The 22,213-nt window shown below is 64.8% G+C and carries 17 protein-coding genes; 6 read left to right on the top strand and 11 right to left on the bottom strand.

Going from position 1 to position 22,213, the window contains the following annotated elements; genetic code table 11:
- Positions 1-101: 101 nt before the first annotated feature.
- From EPN59_RS14565 to EPN59_RS14535, 7 genes are all read right to left on the bottom strand, one after another.
- Positions 102-1,487, bottom strand: a complete 1,386-nt coding sequence (locus EPN59_RS14565; RefSeq protein WP_293041290.1) for an efflux transporter outer membrane subunit — start codon at positions 1,485-1,487, stop codon at positions 102-104.
- A gap of 12 nt (positions 1,488-1,499) precedes the next feature.
- Positions 1,500-3,521, bottom strand: a complete 2,022-nt coding sequence (locus tag EPN59_RS14560) for a MacB family efflux pump subunit (RefSeq protein WP_293046272.1) — start codon at positions 3,519-3,521, stop codon at positions 1,500-1,502.
- A gap of 2 nt (positions 3,522-3,523) precedes the next feature.
- The gene (gene macA, locus EPN59_RS14555) at positions 3,524-4,699 is read right to left on the bottom strand and encodes a macrolide transporter subunit MacA (protein ID WP_293042261.1); all 1,176 of its coding nucleotides are present in this window, start codon (positions 4,697-4,699) and stop codon (positions 3,524-3,526) included.
- A 187-nt stretch (positions 4,700-4,886) separates the two neighbouring features.
- Positions 4,887-7,298 (bottom strand): CHASE2 domain-containing protein, encoded by a 2,412-nt coding sequence (locus EPN59_RS14550; protein ID WP_293042258.1) that lies wholly within the window; start codon positions 7,296-7,298, stop codon positions 4,887-4,889.
- 11 nt (positions 7,299-7,309) lie between these two features.
- On the bottom strand, positions 7,310-7,522 hold the full coding sequence (locus tag EPN59_RS14545) for a hypothetical protein (RefSeq protein WP_293042255.1): 213 nt from the start codon (positions 7,520-7,522) through the stop codon (positions 7,310-7,312).
- A complete protein-coding gene (locus EPN59_RS14540) occupies positions 7,519-8,217 on the bottom strand; it encodes a response regulator transcription factor (RefSeq protein WP_293042267.1) in 699 nt (232 codons plus the stop codon). Before EPN59_RS14540 ends, EPN59_RS14545 begins: the two co-directional genes overlap by 4 nt.
- 645 nt (positions 8,218-8,862) lie before the next feature.
- Positions 8,863-9,819: an SH3 domain-containing protein gene (locus EPN59_RS14535; protein ID WP_293046270.1), complete on the bottom strand. Its 957-nt coding sequence runs from the start codon at positions 9,817-9,819 to the stop codon at positions 8,863-8,865.
- Between the two features lie 364 nt (positions 9,820-10,183).
- On the opposite strand from EPN59_RS14535, the gene EPN59_RS14530 reads away from it, so the two are divergent.
- Positions 10,184-10,918 carry a YoaK family protein gene (locus EPN59_RS14530; RefSeq protein ID WP_293036546.1) on the top strand — a complete coding sequence of 245 codons (735 nt, stop codon included), beginning with the start codon at positions 10,184-10,186 and terminating at the stop codon, positions 10,916-10,918.
- 197 nt (positions 10,919-11,115) lie between these two features.
- Here EPN59_RS14530 and EPN59_RS14525 read toward each other — a convergent pair whose 3' ends face one another.
- The 3 genes from EPN59_RS14525 to ribA form a co-directional block, all read right to left on the bottom strand.
- Positions 11,116-11,352, bottom strand: coding sequence for a hexameric tyrosine-coordinated heme protein (locus tag EPN59_RS14525; RefSeq protein WP_293036544.1), 237 nt, complete (start codon positions 11,350-11,352; stop codon positions 11,116-11,118).
- Positions 11,353-11,574: 222 nt separating this feature from the next.
- A complete protein-coding gene (locus EPN59_RS14520) occupies positions 11,575-12,195 on the bottom strand; it encodes a glycine zipper 2TM domain-containing protein (RefSeq protein ID WP_293036542.1) in 621 nt (206 codons plus the stop codon).
- Positions 12,196-12,852: 657 nt separating this feature from the next.
- The gene (gene ribA / locus EPN59_RS14515) at positions 12,853-13,500 is read right to left on the bottom strand and encodes a GTP cyclohydrolase II (protein ID WP_293036541.1); all 648 of its coding nucleotides are present in this window, start codon (positions 13,498-13,500) and stop codon (positions 12,853-12,855) included.
- 240 nt (positions 13,501-13,740) lie between these two features.
- Here ribA and EPN59_RS14510 point away from each other — a divergent pair, with 240 nt between their 5' ends.
- Together EPN59_RS14510 and EPN59_RS14505 are read left to right on the top strand one after the other, a co-directional pair.
- Positions 13,741-14,184 carry a CBS domain-containing protein gene (locus tag EPN59_RS14510; protein ID WP_293036539.1) on the top strand — a complete coding sequence of 148 codons (444 nt, stop codon included), beginning with the start codon at positions 13,741-13,743 and terminating at the stop codon, positions 14,182-14,184.
- Between the two features lie 488 nt (positions 14,185-14,672).
- On the top strand, positions 14,673-15,068 hold the full coding sequence (locus tag EPN59_RS14505) for a hypothetical protein (protein ID WP_293036537.1): 396 nt from the start codon (positions 14,673-14,675) through the stop codon (positions 15,066-15,068).
- Between the two features lie 96 nt (positions 15,069-15,164).
- Here the strand turns inward: EPN59_RS14505 and prpR are convergent, their stop codons facing one another.
- Positions 15,165-17,159 carry a propionate catabolism operon regulatory protein PrpR gene (prpR, locus tag EPN59_RS14500; RefSeq protein WP_293036535.1) on the bottom strand — a complete coding sequence of 665 codons (1,995 nt, stop codon included), beginning with the start codon at positions 17,157-17,159 and terminating at the stop codon, positions 15,165-15,167.
- 205 nt (positions 17,160-17,364) lie between these two features.
- Between prpR and prpB the strand changes: the two genes are divergently transcribed.
- The 3 genes from prpB to acnD all read left to right on the top strand — a co-directional run bounded on the left by prpB (position 17,365) and on the right by acnD (position 22,165).
- On the top strand, positions 17,365-18,255 hold the full coding sequence (gene prpB / locus EPN59_RS14495; RefSeq protein WP_293036534.1) for a methylisocitrate lyase: 891 nt from the start codon (positions 17,365-17,367) through the stop codon (positions 18,253-18,255).
- Between the two features lie 30 nt (positions 18,256-18,285).
- The gene (prpC, locus tag EPN59_RS14490) at positions 18,286-19,452 is read left to right on the top strand and encodes a 2-methylcitrate synthase (RefSeq protein WP_293046268.1); all 1,167 of its coding nucleotides are present in this window, start codon (positions 18,286-18,288) and stop codon (positions 19,450-19,452) included.
- A gap of 115 nt (positions 19,453-19,567) precedes the next feature.
- Positions 19,568-22,165, top strand: coding sequence for a Fe/S-dependent 2-methylisocitrate dehydratase AcnD (gene acnD, locus EPN59_RS14485; RefSeq protein ID WP_293036376.1), 2,598 nt, complete (start codon positions 19,568-19,570; stop codon positions 22,163-22,165).
- Positions 22,166-22,213 lie beyond the last annotated feature (48 nt).

Raw genomic sequence — 22,213 nt, 5'->3', positions numbered from 1 at the left:
AAAAAAGGAGTCGTCCATGCCCGTGTGCAGTCTCGCGGCGCACTTGTGCTGCATTGCACACGGCATTTCGCACTGGTTTTATAAAGGTTTTCCGATATCCGTCATTGCTCTCCGCCACCCAGCGCTTGATACAACTTCATCTGGTTGTTGAGCCGGTTCAGCCGCGTCAGCTCGTCAGCGCTTTGCGCGTCCCGTAGCCGCTGCTGCTGGTCGAGCCACGGTTGCACGGCGGTTGCGCCGGCCGCGAATTGCACGGCAGCCAGCCGTTCCGCGCGCTGCGCCTGGGCCAGCGATAGCGCGCGCTGTTCGGCCTCGCGTTCAAGTTGCACGCGCGCCGACAGCGCGTTCTCGACTTCCGCAAGTGCGGTGTAGAGCTGCTGACGGAAACCGACGACGGCTTCCTCATACCGCGTCTTCGATACCCGGATCTGCAGTTGCATCGTGTTCCACTGGATGAACGGTAATGCGAGGCCGAGCCCGAGCGTGCCGACCGGGTTCGCGAGCACGCGCTCGAGGCTCGGACTCGACGTGCCCGCGTTGCCGGTCAGCGTGAAGGTCGGGTAGAAGCTCGTGCGGGTCGCATCGACCTGCGAGAACGATTCGCGCAGCCGGAACTCCGCGGCGCGCAGGTCCGGTCGGCGGCCGAGCAGGCTGGCTGGCAGATCGGCCGCGACCTCCGGCGGCGGCACATCGGGCAGTGCCGACGGCTCGGCGGCAAGCTGCTGCGGCGGCCGGTCGAACAGGATCGCGAGCGCGTGACGGTTCTCGGTGCGTTGCTGGATCAACTGCGTCTGGGCCGCGCGTTGCGCGGTCACGCTCTGTTCGGCCTGCGCGAGATCGAGTCCCGACACGGCACCGGCGGCGTGGCGCGACCGGGTAATCGCGAGCGTGCGCACCGCATACGCGATGTTCGCGTCGCCGCGCGCGATCTGCCGGTTCAGATAGCCGATCCGCCAGTACAGCGACGCGGTCGTACCGATCAACGACAGCCGTGCGGCTCCGAGATCGGCGGCGGTCGCATCCGCTTCCCAGCGCGCGGCGTCGCGCAGCGCGGCCAGCCGCCCCCACAGGTCAATTTCGTAACTGAGCGAACCCGTGATGCCGCTCGACTGGCTCATCCGGTGCGTATCGAGCGTGCGCGACACGGTGCCGTTCGCCCCGAGCGATACGGTGGGCGTCCGGTTCGTATCGACGAGCCCGGCCTGCAATTGCGCGCGATAGACGCGAATCGCCGCAATGGCGAGATCGTTGTTCGCGCGCAGCGCATCGTCGATCAGTGCATCGAGTTGCGGATCGCCGAAGCTGCGCCACCAGTCGCGCGTCGCGGGCGGTGCATCGGCGGAAACCGGCGCCGCCCAGTTCGCGGGCACGGCGACCATGGGAAGCGGCGCGTGGCGCGTCCCTGCGCAACCGGCCAGCAGTGCGGCCGCGCACGCAAACACAAACGCGAAAGCGCCGGGGCGGTAAAACGATGAGTCATGTGTCATGGCTGGGCTCCGTCAATCGCGTGCGAGCGCATCGATCGGATCGAGCCGCGACGCGTTGCGCGCAGGCATGAAACCGAAGATCACGCCGATAAGCGTCGAGCACACGACCGCCGTCACGATCGCACCGGCGGAGAACACCATCGACCATTGCACGAACATCGAAAACACGACGCCGAGCGCGAACGACAGCGCAATGCCGATCGTGCCGCCGAGCAGGCAGACGAGCACGGCCTCGACGAGAAACTGCTGCAAGATGTCGGACTGCCGTGCGCCAACCGCCATCCGGATACCGATTTCGCGCGTGCGCTCGGTGACCGACACGAGCATGATGTTCATCACGCCGATCCCGCCGACGACGAGCGAAATGACGGCGATCATCGACAGCAGCAGCGTCAGCGACTGGCCGGTCTTCTCTAGGGTCTTGCGCACGCTGTCCATGTTGTACGTGAAGAAATCCTTGCGGCCGTGGCGCTGGATCATCAGTTTTTCGAGGCTTTTCTCGGCGGCGGCGCTCGGTTGCCCGTCGCGCACGCGCACGGTGATGCTGCCCAGATGCTGCTGGCCGAACAGCCTGCCGCTCGCCGTCGTATAAGGCACCCATACGCTCAGGCTCTTCCCGCTGCCGAACGCGCTCTTCTTCTCGACGGTGACGCCGATCACGACGAACGGCACGTTGTCGAGCAGGATCACTTCGCCGACCGGATTGCCCGCGGTGCCGAACAGCTTGCGGCGCGTGTTGTGGTCGATCACGGCCACCTGCGCCTGGCGGCGTACCGCGTCGTCGCCGAACGCGATGCCGTGCGCGAAACGCATCCCGTGTACCTGGAAGAAGCGGTCGCTGACCCCGGTCACGACCGCGCCCACGTCGATGTTGCGGTAGCGCAGCAACAGCGGGCGCGACGTCGCAGGCGTCGCGCTGTCGACGTAAGGCTGCTCGGCGAGGGCGGCGACATCGGCGGGCACGAGCGTCTGGATCGAGTCGGCGCGTCTGTCGCCCCAGTCGGCGCCCGGATAGAAGTTGATCGTGTTCGTGGCGATGCTGCCGATTTCGCCGAGCATGTAGCGCTTCGCGCCTTCGCCGATCGCGACGATCGACACGACCGACGTGATGCCGATGATGATGCCGAGCATCGTCAGCAGCGTGCGCAACCGGTGCGACACGAGCGCGATCCAGGCCATTCGGCACGCTTCGGCAAAACGGCCGGTGCTGGCAGTGAAGCGCTGTCTGCAGGTGTCGTTCGCAACGGGCGGCAACGCGTCGTCGCAATTGTGCGCGGGCGGAGCGTCGGCCGTCGCATCCACACGCACCGCGCCGATTCCGGCTTCGGCGAGCGCTTCCGCGTAATGGCGATTCGGCCGGTCGGCGACGATCTCGCCGTCGCGGATCTCGATGATGCGCCGTGCGTGGCGTGCGACGGCCTTGTCGTGCGTGACGATAACGATCGTATGACCGAGCGCGTTCAGCTCGTGCAGAATGCGAAGCACGTCCTGGCCGCTTTTCGTGTCGAGCGCGCCCGTCGGTTCGTCGGCGAGGATCACCTGGCCGCCGTTCATCAGCGCGCGCGCAATGCTCACGCGCTGCTGCTGGCCGCCCGACAACTGACCGGGCCGATGGTGGGCGCGATCCGCGAGCCCGAGGCGCGCGAGCAGCTCGCGCGCCCGCTTGTGCCGTTCCGTGCGCGTAGTGCCCGCATAGATCGCCGGCATCTCGAGGTTCGCGACAGCATCCACGTGCGGCAGCAGGTGATAGCGCTGGAACACGAAGCCGAAATGCTCGCGGCGCAGCTGCGCAAGCTCGTCGCTGTCGAGCATGTGCGTGTCGCGTCCGCCAACCGTGTAGGTGCCTTCGCTCGGGTGATCGAGACAGCCGAGGATGTTCATCAGCGTCGATTTCCCGGATCCCGACGCGCCGACGATCGCAACGATCTCGCCCGCGTCGATCGACAGGTTCACGTTGTTCAGGACGACGACGTCTTTATCGCCGGAGAGAAAGCGCCGCGTGACGGCGGCGAGTTTCAGCAGGGGGGTGCTCATTGTCACGCCACGTCCGCGGGCGGCGCATGCTCGTCCGTGGCGGCGTCGCCAATCACGACGCGCTCGCCGTCCATCAGTCCCGCCAGCACCTCGACGTGCACGTTGTTGTTGATGCCGATGCGCACCCCGCGCGTTTCGGTGCTGCCGTCGGCGCGCAGCACGCGGACCGCATACGTGCCGTCCTTGCGTTTCCCGCCGAGAGCGGCGGCCGGCATGCTGAGCACGTTGCGCGCTTCGTCGAGTACGACGTTGACCTGCGCGGTCATCGAGATGCGCAGCCGATGCTCGGGATTCGGTACTTCGAACAGCGCGTTGTAGAACACGGCGCTGTTGGCCCTCGAACCGCCGAACGTGCTCTGCGCATCGGCGTAGTTCTGCGGCGCCGGCTCGATCGCGCGCAGCTTGCCGTAGTGACGCCTGTCCGGTTCGCCGAGGATCGTGAAATACGCGGTCTGCCCGGTGCGCACGCGGATCACGTCGGCTTCCGATACCTGCGCCTTGACGGTCATCGTGTCGAGATCGGCGAGCTTCAGGATCACCGGCGCCTGCTGCTGCGCGATCACGGTCTGGCCTTCCTGCGTGACGATTGCGACGATCTCGCCGTCGATCGGCGCCACGATGCGCGTATAGCCGACGTTGGCCTGCGCGGTCTCGATCTGGATGCGAGCCGAGCGGATTTGCGCGGCGAGCGACGCGAGGGTCGCCCGCTGTACGTCGAGCGCCGCGCGCGCGACCTCGAAGGATTCGCGCGACGTCGCATCGTCGGGCAGCATCGTCTGCTGACGGCGGAATGCGAGTTCGGCCTGCGTGAGCTGCGCGGCGGTCGCTTGCTGCTGCGCGCGCAAGCTTTCCTCGCTGGCGCGCGCCTGGCGCAGCGCGTTTCCGGAAATGACGGGATCGATTTCGGCGAGCCACTGCCCCTTGACGACCTTGTCTCCGAGCGCGACCTTCAGCGTCTTTAACTGCCCCGATACCTGCGCGCCGACATCGACTTGCCGGAACGCCTGCAATGCACCGGTCGCGAGCACCGCGTTCTCGATATCGCCGCGCGTAACAGGCGCTGACAGGTATTGGGGATGCCCTTTCGGTACGAGCCGGTGCCAGGCAAATGTGGCGAGCAAGGCGACGGTCATGAGGCCGACAGCCGCACGTCGCCAGTGACGAGTATTTTTTTTCACGGAATCCATCTGTTTCAGGCTTCGGTAAGCAGGCTCCCGTATTGAAAGGAGCCGGTTTCAAGAGCGAAGTACACCTTATAGCTTGTTATTGAGCAGGAATGCTTATTTCACGGAGCAAGGCCAGCCATTCAAGTCTCACGCATTGCACGCAACGCGTCTTTACACCGTTACGACGTTCACCAGCCCGCTAAACCGCCCCGTCGAACGCGGGCAGCGCCAATGTGAACGTGGTGCCTTCACCGGGGTCGCTCTTGACATAGATATGTCCGCCGTGACGCGTTACGACAGTCTTCACGAGCGCGAGACCCAGCCCCGTTCCGCCGGTCTCGGGCCGCTGCGCAGCGTGAAATCTCCGGAACGGCGCGAACAGATCCGCCTGATCCTCACGCGAAATGCCGTAGCCCTCGTCGCGAATCGAACAGAGCACGCGCGGCGGCATCGACTTCACAACGCGGATCGCACAAACGATGCGCGTATCGGGCGGACTATATTTGACGGCGTTATCCAGGATATTCACCAGCGCGCGGGTCATCAGCGAACGATCGGCATTGATCAGGCCGCCTTCGTCGCCTGCGTCGACTTCGAACACCGTATCGATCCGGATGCGCCGCGCACGCGCCTGCGGCCACACTTCGTCGCTCGCGTCGATCAGCAATTCGGCGAGACTCGTCGGTTCCAGCACATACGTCTTCGACTCCGCGCGCGCGAGTTGCACGAAATCGTCGGCCAGCGCGAGCGAGCGCCGCGCACTGCGCTCGATGCGGTCCATCACGTCGCGCAACGGGTTCGCGTCCAGCGTGCCGCGCTTACGCTCGGTCTCGACGAGCGCCACGATCGACGCCTGCGGCGAGCGCATGTCGTGCGACAGGAGTTGCAGCGCATCCTCACGCTGGCGCCCGGCTTCGTGCAGTGCCGTGACTTCGGCGAGTCCCGCGATCCAGCCTGCCGCGTCGCCTTGCGCGTTCGTGCGTTGCGCGTAGCGCAGCAGGTAGTCGCAGCCGTCGGGCGAACGCACCTGGACGCCTCGCTCCATGAGTGCCGCGAATTTCGCGCACACCGGATTGAGCGGCGCGGGCCAGTGTGCCTGGGCGAACGCAAGCGTGGCCGGGTTCGGATCGATCGGCTTGACGAGCGAAAATCCGCTGAATAGATCCGCCATGGAACGCCCTTCCGCCGCGCCGACGCCAAGCCGCTCGAACGCCGCGCGCGCCGACTGATTCGCGATCAGCACGTTGCCGCACAAATCGGCGACGAGAATCGGCTGCGGCACCGAATCGAGGCTGTCCCAGACGAACCGCCCCATGTCCTGCAGCCGCTGCGCGGTCTGCGCCATCAGCGCCATCTGCCGCGCAAGCGCGTCGCCCGCATATTCGCGCACGGGCGCAGGCGCTTCGGGCAACCGATAAGGTTCGTCGGCGAGTCCGAACAAAGCTTTGCGCAGATGCGCCATCGTCATTTCCAGACGCCGCCAGTTCCACATCGGATAGACAAAGAACAGCACGGCCACTGCGGGCACGGGGCTCAGCCACAAGTGCGCGCCGTCGAGGAGCGCGGCGCTCACAGCAAGCGAGACGACACCGAGCGCGACGGACAACAACAGGGCGCGCCACGGCGACAACACCAGAAAACCCGCCAGCAGCAGTGAGAGCGGCACAAGCGACGCGAGCAGCGCCAGCGGTTTCGACACGGGTTCGATGGCGGTGCCGTTGAGCAGCGTGTCGAGGACGTTCGCGTGGATGTGCACGGCCGGCAGCGGGCCGAGCATTCCGGAGACCGGCGTCGCGAAACGATCCTGGACACCCGAAGCCGTGATGCCGACCAGCGCCACGCGATCACGCAACCAGTCGGCCGGCACGTGGCCGTCGAGCACGTCCGAGAACGACACGCGCCGATGGATCTGCGCATGCGCGCTAAACGGGACGAGGAAGCGCGTCTGCCTGCCCGCGCGAGCCAGCGCCTCGCTGCGGACGGCCTGCGACGCGCCGCCGGACAGCGTGATCTCACCCCCGCGCGCAGCGCGCCAGGCGGGCACCATCAGTTGCGGCCAGTGCTGGTGCGCATCGCCTTCGAACAGCGCAACGCTGCGCACGATGCCGTCACTGTCCACCTCGAAATTGATGTGCCCGAGACCGGCAGCCGCATTCGCAAGCGGCGCGACGGGCAGCACGACTTCACGTACACCCGCTTCATCCGAGGAACCCAGCACGATCGGAAGGTAAGCCGGCCGCGCGGCGAGCGCTTTCGCAAAACTGTCGTCGTCGGGCGAAGGTTCGGTGAACGGCACGTCGTAGACGATCGCCGCCACGCCCGCCTGGTCCAGTTGCTCGGCAAGCCGCGCATGGATGCTGCGCGGCCACGGCCAGCGGCCCAGCGCTGCGATGCTCGCGTCGTCGATCTCGACGATCACGATATCCGACGACATGGAGGGCGCACGCCCGGCAATGAAGCGATCGTAGATGAACTGGTCGGCACCGGCCGTCCACTGCCACACGATGCTCAGGAGCACGATCAGGAGGCCCGCGCATCCGACACCCACCCATTCGGACAGGAACCGGCATCTGAAGGAGCGGCCAGGGCGCGCAGGCGGCTTGACGCGCATGGCGGGCGCCGTCACCCGTCGAGCCGGAACGACGACGCGATCAGCCAGGCTTGCCGGTCGTAGCGGCGGCTTTCGACCGGCTCTGCGAGCACGGTCCGGTCGTACACGGCCTTTGGAAGATCGTTGACCACGACATCGGCTTTCGTGGCGTCGGCGCATTCGATGGACGGCACGCGCACCGCCCGCGCCAGCACGGCGCGCCGCATCGAGCGAACCGGACTCACGCGGCGTCCCCTTCGATTCGCTCGAGACGATAGCCGTAGCCGTAAATCGGCGTCAGACGGTAGCCGTTTTCGGGGCGCAGGCCGAGCTTGGAGCGCAGCATGGAGACGTGCGTATCCATTGTGCGCGACGGAATATCGTCGGACTGTTTCCAGATCACATCGAGAATGTGTGCGCGCGAAAGCGGCCGGCTCAGATGCTGGAACAGCAGCAGCGCAAGATCGAACTCCTTCTGCGTCAGCGCGACCGGCTTGCCGTGCACCAGAACCCTGCGGGATTTCAGGTCGAATTCGTATTCGCCGAAGACTTCTTTGAGCACCGGCGCATACAACTGATAGGCGCGGCGCAGCAGCGAGCCTACGCGCGCCACCAGCACCGCCGGGGAAACCGGCTTGACCACGTAGTCGTCGGCGCCGCTGTTGAGCATCAGCACGATATCGGCTTCGTGGCTGCGGCTCGTCATGAACAGCACCGGCAACCGCGTGGAGAGGCTCTGACGCACCCAGTACAGAACCTCGTCGCCCGACATGTCGGGCACGTTCCAGTCCAGCACGAGCAGGTCGAATGTCTCGCGCCGCAACTGCCGCACGAGGTCGTTGCCCTTCGCAAACACATGGCAAGTGTGGCCGGCTTGCCCCAACGCTTGACATACGAATTCCGCTTGAGCCGGATCGTCTTCCAGTACTGCAATTCTCATCATGCCCCGCACCTGCAATCGTCTTTCATCTTTCCAGGATGGTTTGGCTTTCCAGGCGGACCGAATGACGGCACCGTCCCGTCCCCGCGCCGGCCGTCGTGCCCCGGCGCATACCGCCCCGCGGACACCGACGGACATCCGTCCCGGAACACGCTGCGCACGGCCTGGCCATGCGTCCTCAAACCGCTACTCTCGCTTCGTCTTGAAAATAACGGGAGAGCGACGGGCACTGCGTCGGCCACGTCGGCCATCTGACAAGTGGGCTCATTGATCTGCTTCACGGAGCCGGATCACCAAGCGGGTTCACTGAGCGGGTTCATTAAGCGGCTGTCATTGCCTCAGGCAATGACAGCCGCATATTTTGGAGCGCGTATTGTCCCCGGAAGTCGCAATATTTAGTGTCAAAGATTGCTAAATTTGGCAATTCATGCAGCATGAAATGCCAAAATAATCTGACATCCGAACGATACAAGATCGACGGCAACGGCTTGCTGACGCGCGAAGCGTAGCAGCAGGACAAACGGTGGCCAGCAGAATGCGATCACGCGGCCAGTACAGCGCGACCGGTCGAAGAGACGGTTGGGAGTCAGCGCGAGCGCCCGAAACCGGGGCCCGCGCGTGAAGAAGCCTGACGAAGGTGGTGCGTCAGTTCTGCTGTCGGTAATCGCGGCGGCCGCTGTTCCCGTCACCTGACGGGTGGCCACCCTGCGGCGCGACTTGCGGGCGTTCCGGTCGCGCCGCGCCGGGCGCCGGGCCGGGCGCACGCTGACCGCCGAATGGCTGACCGGCAGGCGGGCGGCCATTAGCGCCCGCGGGCGGCTCAGGCTGACGACCGCCGTACTGCGGCCCCTGCACCTGAGGACGGGCCGCACCCGGTGGCGGGGCGGACGGCCGCGCACCGTTGAATTGGGGCTCCGGCGAGCGGTGCATACCGGGCGGCGAACCTCCGGCATCAGGCATCGCCCGACGGTCCGCTCCGCGCGGCGGCTCGCCATGCATCGGCGGCGGACTTCCTCCGGCCTCAGGCATCGCTCGACGTTCCGCTCCGCGCGGCGGCTCGCCATGCATCGGCGGCGGACTTCCTCCGGCCTCAGGCATCGCTCGGCGTTCCGCTCCGCGCGGCGGCTCGCCATGCATCGGCGGCGGCCCTCCGTACGGGCGCCCGCCGTAGCCCGGCTGCCGCCTGTGCGCCCACCGGTCACGGTCGCCGTACCACGGACGATCGCGATAGAAACTGCCCCAGTACGCTCCGAGCGCAAAAGTCACGACCGGCAGCCCGATGGATGGGCCATAGTCTTCGAGCGGCACATAGCCGCCCTGGTAGGGGTACGAGAGATAGGCGGCATAGACCCATCCGCGCAGATCGGGCAGCGCGACGTCGCACCACGAGTAGTCGCTCACGCAGCCCATCACGGTAACTGGCACACCGGGCCCGAGTTCGGACACAACGGGGTAATCACCCGACGGTCCGGCGAAGAGTTCGACCGGCTCGTTCGTGTAGGCCTGGACCTGCGCGAACGCACGAGGCGCCGCCAGCCCGAAACCGGCCAGCACCACCGCGACGGCCAGCGCCCGCGTGCGCATCGTCTGGCGCTTATACATTGTTTTCTCCCTTGACCACTTTTCGTACTCGATCAACTCGCACATTTCGTGCCTGATTGACGCGTTTTCTTCGAAATAGTGACTAAAGACCGCATAAGCAGTGGAGGTGTTGCAAATGAAGCAGAGGCGGCGGATTTACAATGCAGACCGCCAGGAGGCGTTGATGTGCGAGCGGTGGCGCAAAAACCGCACGATCTCAACTTGCCTCTGCGAGCTTTAGAGCGTTATGTCACGCCAAGTCGGCCAGCATATATCACACCGTGATACAATCGGCACGTTTATATGCCTTTTGATGTCTGTGCGAGTCAACGAGGCTAGCTGCGACGCGTATCCGTCAATCGTCAATCCGCCCAGAGTCTTTTAAATGTTGCTGCGTCAGGGAGAAGCCCGCAACCACGAAATCGATCGTCAACTTGCCTGCATACTCGCCGGAATTGCAGGCGCCCTGAACACCGCGGCCTTTCACGCCGCAGGATTTTTCTCGGCAAACATGACCGGGAACGTGTCGTCACTCTCGGATCACGCTGCACTCGGGCAATGGTGGGTCAGCGCCTTCTACTTTGCCATCATCGTCGTCTTCGTTCTCGGCAGCACGACGTCGACCCTGCTGATCAATGCCGGGTGCCGGCGTACGATCCGCAGCATCTACGCGATCACTATCCTCGGGGAAGCCATTCTCATGGTGGTGCTCGGCCTCGCCGAATGGTCGATTCCCTCGATGGATCGCGGTCCTGTGCTGATCCTCGGCCTGAGTTACCTGATGGGATTCCAGAACGCCGTCGTCACTCGCATCTCGGATGCGAGGGTTCGTGCCACGCACGTTTCCGGCATGTCGACCGATATCGGTATCGAGTTCGGCATGCTCCTCGACATCATCCGCGGACGCGAACCGGACGTCGAACTTGCGCCTTATTCGGCCAAGTTGCGTCTGCACGTGCTGACCGTCCTGTCGTTTTTGGCTGGCGGTGTCGCGGGGATAGTGGTCTATCAGGCAATCGGGACGCGGCTTCTGTTCGCCGCCGCTGTCCTGCTATTCGCAATGGCGATCACGTCGATCATTCGCGCCCGGACGCAGAGCAACCAGATTTCGATGCCCTGATCCCACCGTCTTGTGCCGGACCTTGGGAAAAAGAACCATGTTCAGAACCGCAACAAGCCTTAGCCGCGGAAATGCCGGGTGCGATCGGGTCCTGAAGGGACCTTGGTCGATGAACGTCTCCTGGCGTCGGAACAGCATCGGGGCGGCACTCCGAAAGCTCGTCAGCCCTGGAGTGCCGTGATTCAATCCGAACCCGACTATTCGCGCCAGTAGCGATTGGCTGCGGCTATCGTGGCGAACTCAGTCGCTACGACTTGCCCGACCTGAAGCAGCATGCTCGCGTCGTTCGCATACACGTCGCGTAGCTTATCCCGGACAGCCTCGTCCTGCTGCGTCGCCTTGATGACCAACCGTGCCATCTTGACGGCCAGTTGGCGCCCTTCTTCCGGAGTCGCGGTGATAAGCGAATTGCCGGGAACAAGTGTGGTATCCATCGTTGCGCACCTCTCTGGTTACAAGTGAATGAACGAAATATGTCGGAGCAATCTGACAGCTTCGACATTTACGATTATTGCTGACACCGGGCCGCTGTGACACGACCTGTTCGCATCGCAACCGAAACCGGACGCACTTGATGCTCCAGCCGAGGTACAGCCTCCCGTTCATCGACTGGCCACCCGGCGAGTCGAGAGGCCGGGCGACAGCACCCGGAATCACTAGTAGCGCGAAAGCTGGCTGCCATTGACCTGCACCCGGTCGCCCGGGCGCAGATCGCCGGGCGTCGGCACATTGAACGCGCGCGTGGAGCCGTCGCTCAGCTGTACATCGATTTGGTATCCGGCAGGCTGGCCCATTTGCTGGCCGATCTGGTTGCCCGCGAAGGCTCCGCCGAGCGCGCCGATGACGGTCGCGGCGTCGCGACCGTGGCCGCGCCCGATCTGATTACCGAGAACGCCGCCAACCAGCGCGCCGACCACCGTTCCCGCAACACCCGACGTGCCCGTGGCGCTGCTCAAGGGGCGGATGCTCGAGATCGTGCCGTACTGCGTGCCATATTGGTTGCCGTATTGCGCGTTGTACTGTGACCCGTACTGCCCGTCGTTTTGCGTGTCGTATGGCTGTTGCGGCGCAGGCGGTGGCGCGTAGACGGGTTGCTGCACGGTAGCCGGTTGCGCGTAGACGGGCTGGTTATACGCGGGCGCTGCATACGGGGCCTGGTAGCCTTGCTGCGAGCCGTACGGTGCGTAGCCCGGGGCAACGCATGCAGACAAAGAAAGACTCGCGGCGGCTACAAGTGCGGCGGTCAGGGCGGACTTGGTGGAGGGCATGGGCATCACGGCGTGGTTTGCAAGGGCGCCGCGCCTGGCGCGGCGAGCATAAAGAGGAAGGCAGTTGCGCGGCAGTATAAGGAAAGCCCGCCCGGATGTGCGCAGCGCGATAGTAACAACGTGTAAAGTCCGTTTCCCGGTGATTGGCGGCAGGCGTTGGTGCATCCAGATCGCGACGCCGTTAGGAAAATACTGGCGGCCGGGGAATGCGGTTGTGGTGCGTTGGGACAACGCTCGCTATCCACCGACGAGTTTTCCCCACGGTGGAAAAATCACGACGTCCAAGGTAAAGGCGCGGTCGTCATGAATAGCGCAGCCGCGGCGTCAATGCCGTTCAAATGAGCCCTGGCGTGGCCCCCGCACCTTCAACCCGCCCGTATAGGCTATGCGCCGCAAACGCCCTCTACTGCAGTGGAGTTCTAACTCGACATACAACACTATCAAATTTTCTCCAGAATCCGGATACGGGACACGACTACCAATAAAAGTACTCTTATTTTTTTAAAGCCTTTTATCGCTAATTTACGCAGCGAATGTCGCTGAGTAATTGATTCCTGCAAACGTGCGAGTCCGTGCCGCCGAAATGGAATCTGCACCTCTGCCCTGGTCGCTCATCATTTCTTCGGATAGGCGAAGAAGCGGCCGCTCACCCATATGTCAATCGGGTTATTCATTCTCTTCGAAGTAATGCCCAAACTTGACCTGCTTGGTTCGAATGTAGCGTTCGTTCTCTTCGCGCGTCGAAATAGGCAGTGCAACGCGCTCGATTACCGGGATGCCGTGTTTCGCGAGTGTGTCGAACTTCTTCGGATTGTTGCTCATGAGCCGCACCGACGAAACCTTCAGCATCCGGAGGATCGCCGCAGCGGAATCGTATTCGCGCGCGTCTTCAGGCAGGCCGAGGTCGAGATTGGCTTCGACCGTATCGCGGCCCTGCTCCTGCAGCGCATAGGCGCGGATCTTGTTCGACAGGCCGATGCCGCGTCCTTCGTGGCCGCGCAGGTAGAGCAGCACGCCGCGTCCCTCGGCCGCGATGTTGCGCAACGCGAGATCGAGCTGCTCGCCGCAGTCGCAACGGTACGAACCGAGCACGTCGCCGGTCAGGCATTCGGAGTGCAGGCGCGTCAGCACCGGCTCGCCGCTGCCCACATCGCCCATCACGAGCGCCAGATGCTCCGCACCGCCGTCCTTCACCCGATAGACATAGGACGTGAACGTGCCGTAACGGGTCGGCAGCGAGGCGGTCGCGTCAAGCACGACGCATTCGTTGGCGTTGTTGCCGTCCGCGCAGGACGACTCTGGAAACGTAGGCATGTTCTGGAACAGATGACTGACAAAGGCCGGCGCACGCACCGGATTGAAGTTCGGAACCGGAGTTTACCGCCATTTGTCCTCCCTCGCCGTGCGCGCAGCCTGTGCGCGTCCGGGCACACCCCAACTTCCCGGCGCGATTCGCCCGCGTATACTGGAACTGTTTTCCGCTGGCACGCAGGGCAATCCATCGCCCAGTGTGCTCCGCCGCGCAATGGCTGAAGGACGAATGGGAGTCGCCCTATGACGAGCGTTGCACAGGTACTCAAATCAAAGCCGGAACAGGTGGTCTACACGGTTGCCGCCTCAGATTCCGTTTATAACGCAATCCGCCTGATGGCAGAAAAGCAGATCGGTGCGCTAGTGGTGACCGACGGCAGCGCGATCGTCGGCATCGTCACCGAGCGCGACTACGCGCGCAAGATCGTGCTGATGGACCGATCTTCGAAAACAACTGCCGTGCAAGACATCATGAGTCCGCACGTGCGCTTCGTCGAACCCAGGCAGACCACTTTCGACTGCATGGCGCTCATGACCGAGCGACGCATGCGGCACCTGCCCGTGCTGGACGGCGGGAAGCTGGTCGGGATGGTGTCGATCGGCGACCTCGTGAAAGACATCATCGCCGAGCAGCAATTCACGATCGAGCAGTTGGAGCACTACATCACCGGCCGCCCCGTGGTCTGAGCCGCTGCCGGCTGCGCGTGAAAGAAAAAAGCCCAATCCCGCAGGATTGGGCGAAAGCCGCCTTGCGGCGGCGGAGGATCCACGTATCAAGATCGTGCGGCGCAACGCAACGCGCACACGCATGCCGGTCAGGGCAGGCTTCGCGCCGCCCTGACCGCATCAAATCAGTCTCCAGAACAGATCGAGCCAGCATGCCTGCACGGGCACGCTGGGCTCGGTATAGAAGTTTATTCAGATGAATGACCAGGGCAAACACCTATTTGCCCAAAACATAATTGCTCCGGAGACAACAATTCAACACCGGATGCGTTCCGTTGTTGCACTCCGCTCCGATCGGCGAGCAAGCCTTGCCTTCCTCTATCACGCGTGCATGGCCCGCATCTGCGTCACGCGCAGCCCGCGCGATTGCTCGACCATTGCGTTACCATCTTCCGCACAGCCACACGATCTGCCGCGCGCCCGCTACGCGGCGCCGAAGGAGCCACGAGATGAACGAGCAACGCGCGATCCAGTTCCTCAACGATGTCCGCAAGCCGCTCCTCACACTGCACAAGGCGATCCTCGATCACGAGCGCGCCGACTATCAACGCGAGTTCGGGCCAGTGACGCCCGCAGCATTCCTGCAGGTGCTGATCAACGGATCCGGCTTTCGCTGGATCTCGCCGCTCTCGGCTGTCATCACGAACCTCGACGAGTCGCTCGACGCCAAAGACGCCACCGATGAAGACCGCATCGGCGCCGCGCAGGCCGTGTGTGCGCTGTTTTCGGGCGAGGAGTCGGTGGAATTCTTCACGCGCTATCAGTCGCTGATGCAGGCCAGTCCCGAAGTGCTCCAGTTGCACGGGCGACTCGTTCCGCTACTGCGCAGCATGCAGGACGCCTGAGGCAGCCAGCCTGCCCGCCTTCGTCACGAACCGGACTGAATTGAACTGGACTGAACTGGGCTGAATCAAGCAAGCGGCGTGTGCATCGCCGAAATTTCACGTCGCGCGCCTGCGCTTCGCCGGAGCAGCCGCGACCGCCGCTCCGTTACCCGCCCGCGCCGCATTCAGCCTGCGCCACAGCGTCGTCTTGCTGATGCCGAGCAGCGCGCACACGCGCTCGCGATCACCGCCGCAAGCTTCCAGCGCCACACGGATCTCATCGGCTTCCACGCTCAGGCTGCGCTCGCGCAGCGTCAACGCCGCATCGCCCGCCGCGCGCGATTCGAATACCTCCGGTGCAATCGCGCGCAATACGTCGGGCGTCAGCGTGTCGTCGTCGGCATCGGCCAGCTCCACGACAATGCGCTCCACCACGTTCTGCAATTCGCGCACGTTGCCCGGCCAGTCATGGCGCGCGAGCGCGTCGCCCACGGGCGCGAGCACCTGCGCAGCCGCTTCGCCCGTGCGGATCCGCAGCGCCACGCGCGGCTCGCGGCGCGCAGCCTGCGCCAGCAGTTCGGCCGCAAGCGGCACGACGTCGCCGCCACGCTCGCGCAGCGGCGGAATCACGAGATTGAGAATGTTGAGCCGGTAGTAGAGATCGGCGCGGAATTCGCCCGCCTCGATCTGCCCGGCCAGCGAGCGGTGCGTCGCCGCGACCACGCGCACGTCCACGCGCGTCGGCTCCGTCGCGCCGAGCCGCACGACTTCGCGCTCCTGCAGCACGCGCAACAGGCGGCTTTGCAGCGGCAACGGCATCTCGCCGATCTCATCGAGAAAGAGCGTGCCGCGATGCGCCGCCTCGATCAGCCCGGCCTTGCCGCCGCGCCGCGCGCCGGTGAACGCGCCCTCTTCATAGCCGAACAGTTCGCTCTCGAGCAGCGTCTCGGGAAACGCGCCGCAATTGATCGCGACGAACGGAAAATCGCGCCGCGCACTCTCGCGATGGATGCCCTGCGCAACCAGTTCCTTGCCCGTGCCGCTCTCGCCGCGAATCAGCACGGTGGCGTCCGATTTCGCATAGCGCTTCGCAAGCTGACGCACGCGCGCGATACCCGGTGTTGCGCCGCTCAGGTCGTCGATCTCGTAACGCGCCACGAACTGCTGCGCACGCTGGCGCGAACGCAGCGTGCGGTCGAGCCGCTCGACCGCACGCGATTCCTGAAACGTAAGCACGGCGCCGGTCGTCACGCCGTTGTCGACGAGCGGCCCGCGATGCACGACGTAGCTCACGCCGCGCACGGTTTCGAGCGATTCGCCATCGGCCTCGGGCAGCGTGAAGGCGATGTCCGGCGCAAGCGCCGCGAGCGGCTGGCCCGCCGCCAGCAGAGGATCGATGCCGAGCACCGCGGCAAGCCGCTGGTTGATCGCTTCGACGCGGCCCTGCGCATCGAGCGCGACCACGCCGTCGCGCAGGTGCTGCAGCACGCTGTCGAGCCGCTGACGCCGCTGCGTCTCGCGCCATGTGGCCTGCACGACTTCGAGCGCGTTGTCGAAGGCCGCACGCACCGAAGGCCGCGAATAGACAAAGAACGGCACGAGCCCGTGCCGGGCCGCGAGATCGTTGACGAGGCCGGGCCCGACGACCGCGCCCACGCCGCGGTCGCGCAGATCGAGCACGCACGTCTCCGCGTCCTGCATGGTGCGATACGACGCGAACACCACGTCGAGCCCGAACGCGCTCGCGAAGCTGCGCGCTTCGACGGGCGTCTCGCCGTAGGTGACGAGCGCGACGAGACCGGCCTCGCGGCGCGCGCGGGCGAGCGACTGCATCACGTCGTAGCCGGTCGGCTGCAGGAGCACGACGGGCAGATCGATGCGCGACTTCAGATAGGTGCCGTTCGAGCCCGCCGCGACGATCACATCGGGACGCTGGTTGGGCCCGGCGGCAACGATTTCCGCCACGGCTTCCTCGAAGCCGCGCGCGACGACCCGCAGGTCGGCGAGGTCGTCGTATTCGCGTGCGATGTCGCGAAACAGGTCGCGCAGGCGGCTGATGCCCATCGCCCAGACGCGCGGGCGGAAGTCGGAAGGAGCGGGAAAGCGGTTCATGAGCGGTTCATGGCGAGCGGGTGCGGCGAGAGAGAAATGCATTATCGCTCGCACATTTCAAATTTGAAATCGCGATTTCACCCGAGAAACTTCACTGCCAGGCTCAGGTCCGCCAATCCGGCGCAAAATCAATGCTTTAGCCGCGCCGCCGCGCGCTGGCACGGTATCTGCACTATCCGACCGAGATTTTCCAGGAGATGCCCAAATGACCAACAAATCCCCCGCCAGCGCCGGCGCCAAATTCCGTGCCGCCGTGGCAGCAGAACAACCGCTGCAGGTGGTCGGTGCGATCAACGCTTACGTCGCCAAGCTCGCCGAAGCCACGGGCTTCAAGTCCCTCTACCTCTCGGGCGGCGGCGTGGCGGCCAACTCGCTCGGCGTGCCCGATCTCGGCATCAGCACGATGGACGACGTGCTTACCGATGCGCGCCGCATCACCGACGCCGTCGACCTCCCGCTGATGGTCGACATCGACACCGGTTGGGGCGGCGCCTTCAACATCGCGCGCACGATCAAGTCGTTCATCAAGGCGGGCGTCGCCTGCGTGCACCTCGAAGACCAGGTGGGCCAGAAGCGCTGCGGCCATCGTCCGAACAAGGAAGTCGTCTCGACCGGCGAAATGGTGGACCGCGTGAAGGCCGCCGTCGATGCGCGCACCGACGACCAGTTCGTCATCATGGCGCGCACCGATGCTGCGGCCGCTGAAGGCGTCGATGCGGCGATCGAGCGCGCCGTGGCCTATGTCGAGGCCGGCGCGGACATGGTCTTCCCCGAAGCGATCAAAACGCTCGACGACTACCGCCGTTTCCGCGCTGCGGTGAAGGTGCCGATCCTCGCGAACCTGACCGAGTTCGGCTCGACGCCGTTCTTCACGACCGAAGAGCTGAAGAGCGCGAACGTCGACATCGCGCTGTACTGCTGCGGCGCGTATCGTGCGATGAACGCCGCGGCGCTGAATTTCTACGAAACCGTGCGCCGCGACGGCACGCAAAAGGCCGCCGTTTCGACGATGCAATCGCGCGAGGACCTCTACAAGTACCTCGGCTATCACGCTTACGAAGACAAGCTCGACGCGCTCTTCGCAGCGAAGAAATAACCCCTTTCAACAGACATTGAGGAAGACATCATGAGCGAAGCAGACAAGAACACGCCCGCAGCGGGCGCTTTCAAGCCGAAGAAATCGGTTGCGCTGTCGGGCGTGACCGCGGGCAACACGGCACTGTGCACCGTGGGCCGCACCGGCAATGACCTGCACTACCGCGGCTACGACATTCTCGATCTCGCCACCGCATGCGAGTTCGAAGAAGTCGCGTACCTGCTCGTGCACGGCAAGCTGCCGAACGCAGCCGAACTCGCCGGCTACAAGGCGAAGCTCAAGGCCCTGCGCGGCCTGCCCGCCAACGTGAAGGCCGCGCTCGAATGGGTGCCCGCGTCGGCGCATCCGATGGACGTGATGCGCACCGGCGTCTCGGTGCTCGGCACCGTGCTGCCCGAGAAGGACGATCACAACCTGCCCGGCGCACGCGATATCGCCGACCGCCTGATGGCTTCGCTCGGCTCGATGCTGCTGTACTGGTATCACTACTCGCACAACGGCCGCCGCATCGAAGTGGAAACCGACGACGATTCGATCGGCGGGCACTTCCTGCATCTGCTGCACGGCCGCGCGCCGTCGAAGTCGTGGGTCGAAGCGATGCACGTCTCGCTGAATCTCTACGCGGAGCACGAGTTCAACGCTTCGACGTTCACGGGCCGCGTCATCGCGGGCACGGGCTCGGACATGTATTCGTCCATCACCGGCGCAATCGGCGCGCTGCGCGGGCCGAAGCACGGCGGCGCGAACGAAGTCGCATTCGAAATCCAGTCGCGCTACGTCAATCCTGACGAAGCGGAAGCCGATATCCGCCGCCGCGTGGAAGCGAAGGAAGTCGTGATCGGCTTCGGCCATCCGGTCTACACGATCTCGGATCCGCGCAACAAGGTGATCAAGGAAGTCGCGCGCATGCTGTCGAAAGAGCAGTCGAACCTGAAGCTCTTCGACATCGCCGAGCGCCTCGAAACCGTCATGTGGGACGTCAAGAAGATGTTCCCGAACCTCGACTGGTTCAGCGCCGTGTCGTATCACATGATGGGCGTGCCCACGGCGATGTTCACGCCGCTCTTCGTGATCGCCCGCACCGCAGGCTGGAGCGCGCACATCATCGAGCAGCGCGTCGACAACAAGATCATCCGCCCGAGCGCCAACTATACCGGCCCGGAAAACCTGAAGTTCGCGCCGATCGCCAAGCGCTGATCGCCCCGATGGCCGGACGGCCTATCAGCCGTCCGGCCAGCTGTGACCCGCCGCAAAGCTGTAATAAAGTGGCGCCGTTGCCTCCCCGATCCCTATTCCATTTGCACCCCACGCCGTGAACACTGCCTACCGCAAGCCTCTTCCGGGCACCCGGCTCGATTACTTCGACGCGCGTGAAGCCGTCGAGGCAATCCAGCCCGGCGCCTATGACACGTTGCCCTACACCTCCCGCGTGCTCGCCGAAAACCTCGTGCGCCGCTGCGATCCGGCTACGCTCACCGCCTCGCTCAAGCAGCTCGTCGAACGCAAGCGCGACCTCGACTTCCCGTGGTTCCCCGCGCGCGTGGTGTGCCACGACATCCTCGGGCAAACCGCGCTCGTCGACCTCGCGGGCCTGCGCGACGCCATCGCCGACCAGGGCGGCGATCCCGCGCAAGTGAATCCGGTCGTGCCGGTGCAGCTGATCGTCGATCACTCGCTCGCCGTGGAATGCGGCGGCTTCGATCCGGATGCGTTCACGAAGAACCGCGCGATCGAAGACCGGCGCAACGAAGACCGCTTCGATTTCATCAACTGGACGAAGAAGGCGTTCAAGAACGTCGACGTGATCCCGCCCGGCAACGGCATCATGCACCAGATCAATCTGGAGAAAATGTCGCCCGTGGTCGGCGTCGCCCACGGTGTCGCCTACCCCGACACCTGCGTCGGCACGGACAGCCACACGCCGCACGTCGATGCGCTCGGCGTGATCGCCGTCGGCGTGGGCGGCCTCGAAGCCGAGAACGTCATGCTCGGCCGCGCATCGTGGATGCGGCTGCCCGATATCGTCGGCGTGGAGCTGACCGGCAAGCGCCAGCCCGGCATCACCGCCACCGACGTCGTGCTCGCGCTCACCGAATTCCTGCGCAAGGAAAAAGTGGTCGGCGCGTATCTGGAGTTTCGCGGCGCAGGCGCCGCGAGCCTCACGCTCGGCGACCGCGCAACGATTTCGAACATGGCGCCCGAATACGGCGCAACGGCCGCGATGTTCTTCATCGACGGCCAGACGCTCGACTATCTGCGTCTCACGGGCCGCGACGAAGAACAGGTGAAGCTCGTCGAGACCTACGCGAAAACCGCCGGCCTCTGGGCCGATACGCTCGCGCATGCGCAATACGAGCGCACGCTCACGTTCGACCTGTCGAGCGTCGTGCGCAACATGGCCGGTCCGTCGAATCCGCACAAGCGCCTGCCCACGTCCGATCTGGCCGTGCGCGGCATCGCGGGCAAGTGGGAAGAAGTGCCGGGCCAGATGCCGGACGGCGCGGTCGTCATTGCCGCGATCACGAGCTGCACGAACACCAGCAATCCGCGCAACGTCATCGCGGCGGCGCTGATCGCGCGCAATGCGAACGCACGCGGCCTCACGCGCAAGCCGTGGGTGAAGTCGTCGCTCGCGCCGGGCTCGAAAGCGGTCGAACTCTATCTGGAAGATGCGAAGCTGCTGCCCGACCTCGAAAAGCTCGGCTTCGGCATCGTCGGGTTCGCGTGCACCACCTGTAACGGCATGTCGGGCGCGCTCGATCCGAAGATCCAGCAGGAAATCATCGACCGCGATCTGTACGCCACGGCCGTGCTCTCGGGCAACCGCAACTTCGACGGCCGCATCCACCCGTACGCGAAGCAGGCGTTCCTCGCCTCGCCGCCGCTCGTCGTGGCCTACGCGATTGCCGGCACGATCCGCTTCGACATCGAAAAAGACGCGCTCGGCACGGACAAGGACGGCAAGCCGGTCTACCTGAAGGACATCTGGCCGACCGACGAGGAAATCGACGCGATCGTCGCGCAAAGCGTGAAGCCCGAGCAGTTCCGCAGGGTGTATGAGCCGATGTTCACGACCACCGCCGCGAGCGGCGAGACGACCGATCCGCTCTACGACTGGCGCGCGCAGAGCACGTATATCCGCCGTCCGCCGTACTGGGAAGGCGCACTCGCGGGCGAGCGCACGCTCAAGGGCCTGCGTCCGCTCGCCGTGCTCGGCGACAACATCACGACCGACCACCTCTCGCCCTCGAACGCGATTCTGCCGAACAGCGCGGCAGGCGAGTACCTGGCGAAGATGGGCTTGCCCGAAGAGGACTTCAACTCGTACGCGACGCACCGCGGCGATCACCTCACGGCACAGCGCGCAACCTTCGCGAACCCGACGCTCATCAACGAGATGGCCGTCGTGGACGGCGCGGTGAAGAAGGGTTCGCTTGCGCGCATCGAGCCGGAAGGCAAGGTCACGCGCATGTGGGAAGCCATCGAAACCTACATGGACCGCAAGCAGCCGCTCATCATCGTCGCGGGTGCGGACTACGGCCAGGGTTCGTCGCGCGACTGGGCCGCCAAGGGCGTGCGTCTCGCAGGCGTGGAAGTGATCGTCGCGGAAGGCTTCGAGCGCATTCACCGCACGAACCTGCTCGGCATGGGCGTGCTGCCGCTCGAATTCAAGGCGGGCACGAACCGCACGACGCTCGGCATCGACGGCACCGAAACGTTCGATGTGATCGGCGAGCGCACGCCGCGCGCCGACCTCACGCTCGTGATTCACCGCAAGAACGGCGAGCGCATCGAAGTCCCGGTGACCTGCCGCCTCGATACGGCTGAAGAGGTCTCGATCTACGAAGCGGGCGGCGTGCTGCAGCGCTTCGCGCAGGACTTCCTCGAATCGTCGCAGAAGGCCGCGTGAGCGCGAGCTGATCCGGCAACGCAATGAACGGGCTGAACGGGCGGTATG

The sequence above is a fragment of the Paraburkholderia sp. genome, from assembly GCF_004298475.1.
GTDB classification, from domain to species: Bacteria; Pseudomonadota; Gammaproteobacteria; order Burkholderiales; family Burkholderiaceae; genus Paraburkholderia; species Paraburkholderia denitrificans.
The sequence above is the reverse complement of the archived record's forward strand: the minus strand, read 5'-3'. Positions and strand labels throughout refer to the sequence as shown.

Excerpts from the sequence above, each read along its gene's own strand:
- EPN59_RS14565 (WP_293041290.1), bottom strand. The coding sequence starts at position 1,487 with ATGACACATGACTCATCGTTTTACCGCCCCGGCGCTTTCGCGTTTGTG.
- EPN59_RS14560 (WP_293046272.1), bottom strand. The coding sequence starts at position 3,521 with ATGAGCACCCCCCTGCTGAAACTCGCCGCCGTCACGCGGCGCTTTCTC.
- EPN59_RS14550 (WP_293042258.1), bottom strand. The coding sequence starts at position 7,298 with ATGCGCGTCAAGCCGCCTGCGCGCCCTGGCCGCTCCTTCAGATGCCGG.
- EPN59_RS14540 (WP_293042267.1), bottom strand. The coding sequence starts at position 8,217 with ATGAGAATTGCAGTACTGGAAGACGATCCGGCTCAAGCGGAATTCGTA.
- EPN59_RS14535 (WP_293046270.1), bottom strand. The coding sequence starts at position 9,819 with ATGTATAAGCGCCAGACGATGCGCACGCGGGCGCTGGCCGTCGCGGTG.
- EPN59_RS14530 (WP_293036546.1), top strand. The coding sequence starts at position 10,184 with ATGTTGCTGCGTCAGGGAGAAGCCCGCAACCACGAAATCGATCGTCAA.
- EPN59_RS14525 (WP_293036544.1), bottom strand. The coding sequence starts at position 11,352 with ATGGATACCACACTTGTTCCCGGCAATTCGCTTATCACCGCGACTCCG.
- ribA (WP_293036541.1), bottom strand. The coding sequence starts at position 13,500 with ATGCCTACGTTTCCAGAGTCGTCCTGCGCGGACGGCAACAACGCCAAC.
- EPN59_RS14510 (WP_293036539.1), top strand. The coding sequence starts at position 13,741 with ATGACGAGCGTTGCACAGGTACTCAAATCAAAGCCGGAACAGGTGGTC.
- EPN59_RS14505 (WP_293036537.1), top strand. The coding sequence starts at position 14,673 with ATGAACGAGCAACGCGCGATCCAGTTCCTCAACGATGTCCGCAAGCCG.
- prpR (WP_293036535.1), bottom strand. The coding sequence starts at position 17,159 with ATGAACCGCTTTCCCGCTCCTTCCGACTTCCGCCCGCGCGTCTGGGCG.
- prpB (WP_293036534.1), top strand. The coding sequence starts at position 17,365 with ATGACCAACAAATCCCCCGCCAGCGCCGGCGCCAAATTCCGTGCCGCC.
- prpC (WP_293046268.1), top strand. The coding sequence starts at position 18,286 with ATGAGCGAAGCAGACAAGAACACGCCCGCAGCGGGCGCTTTCAAGCCG.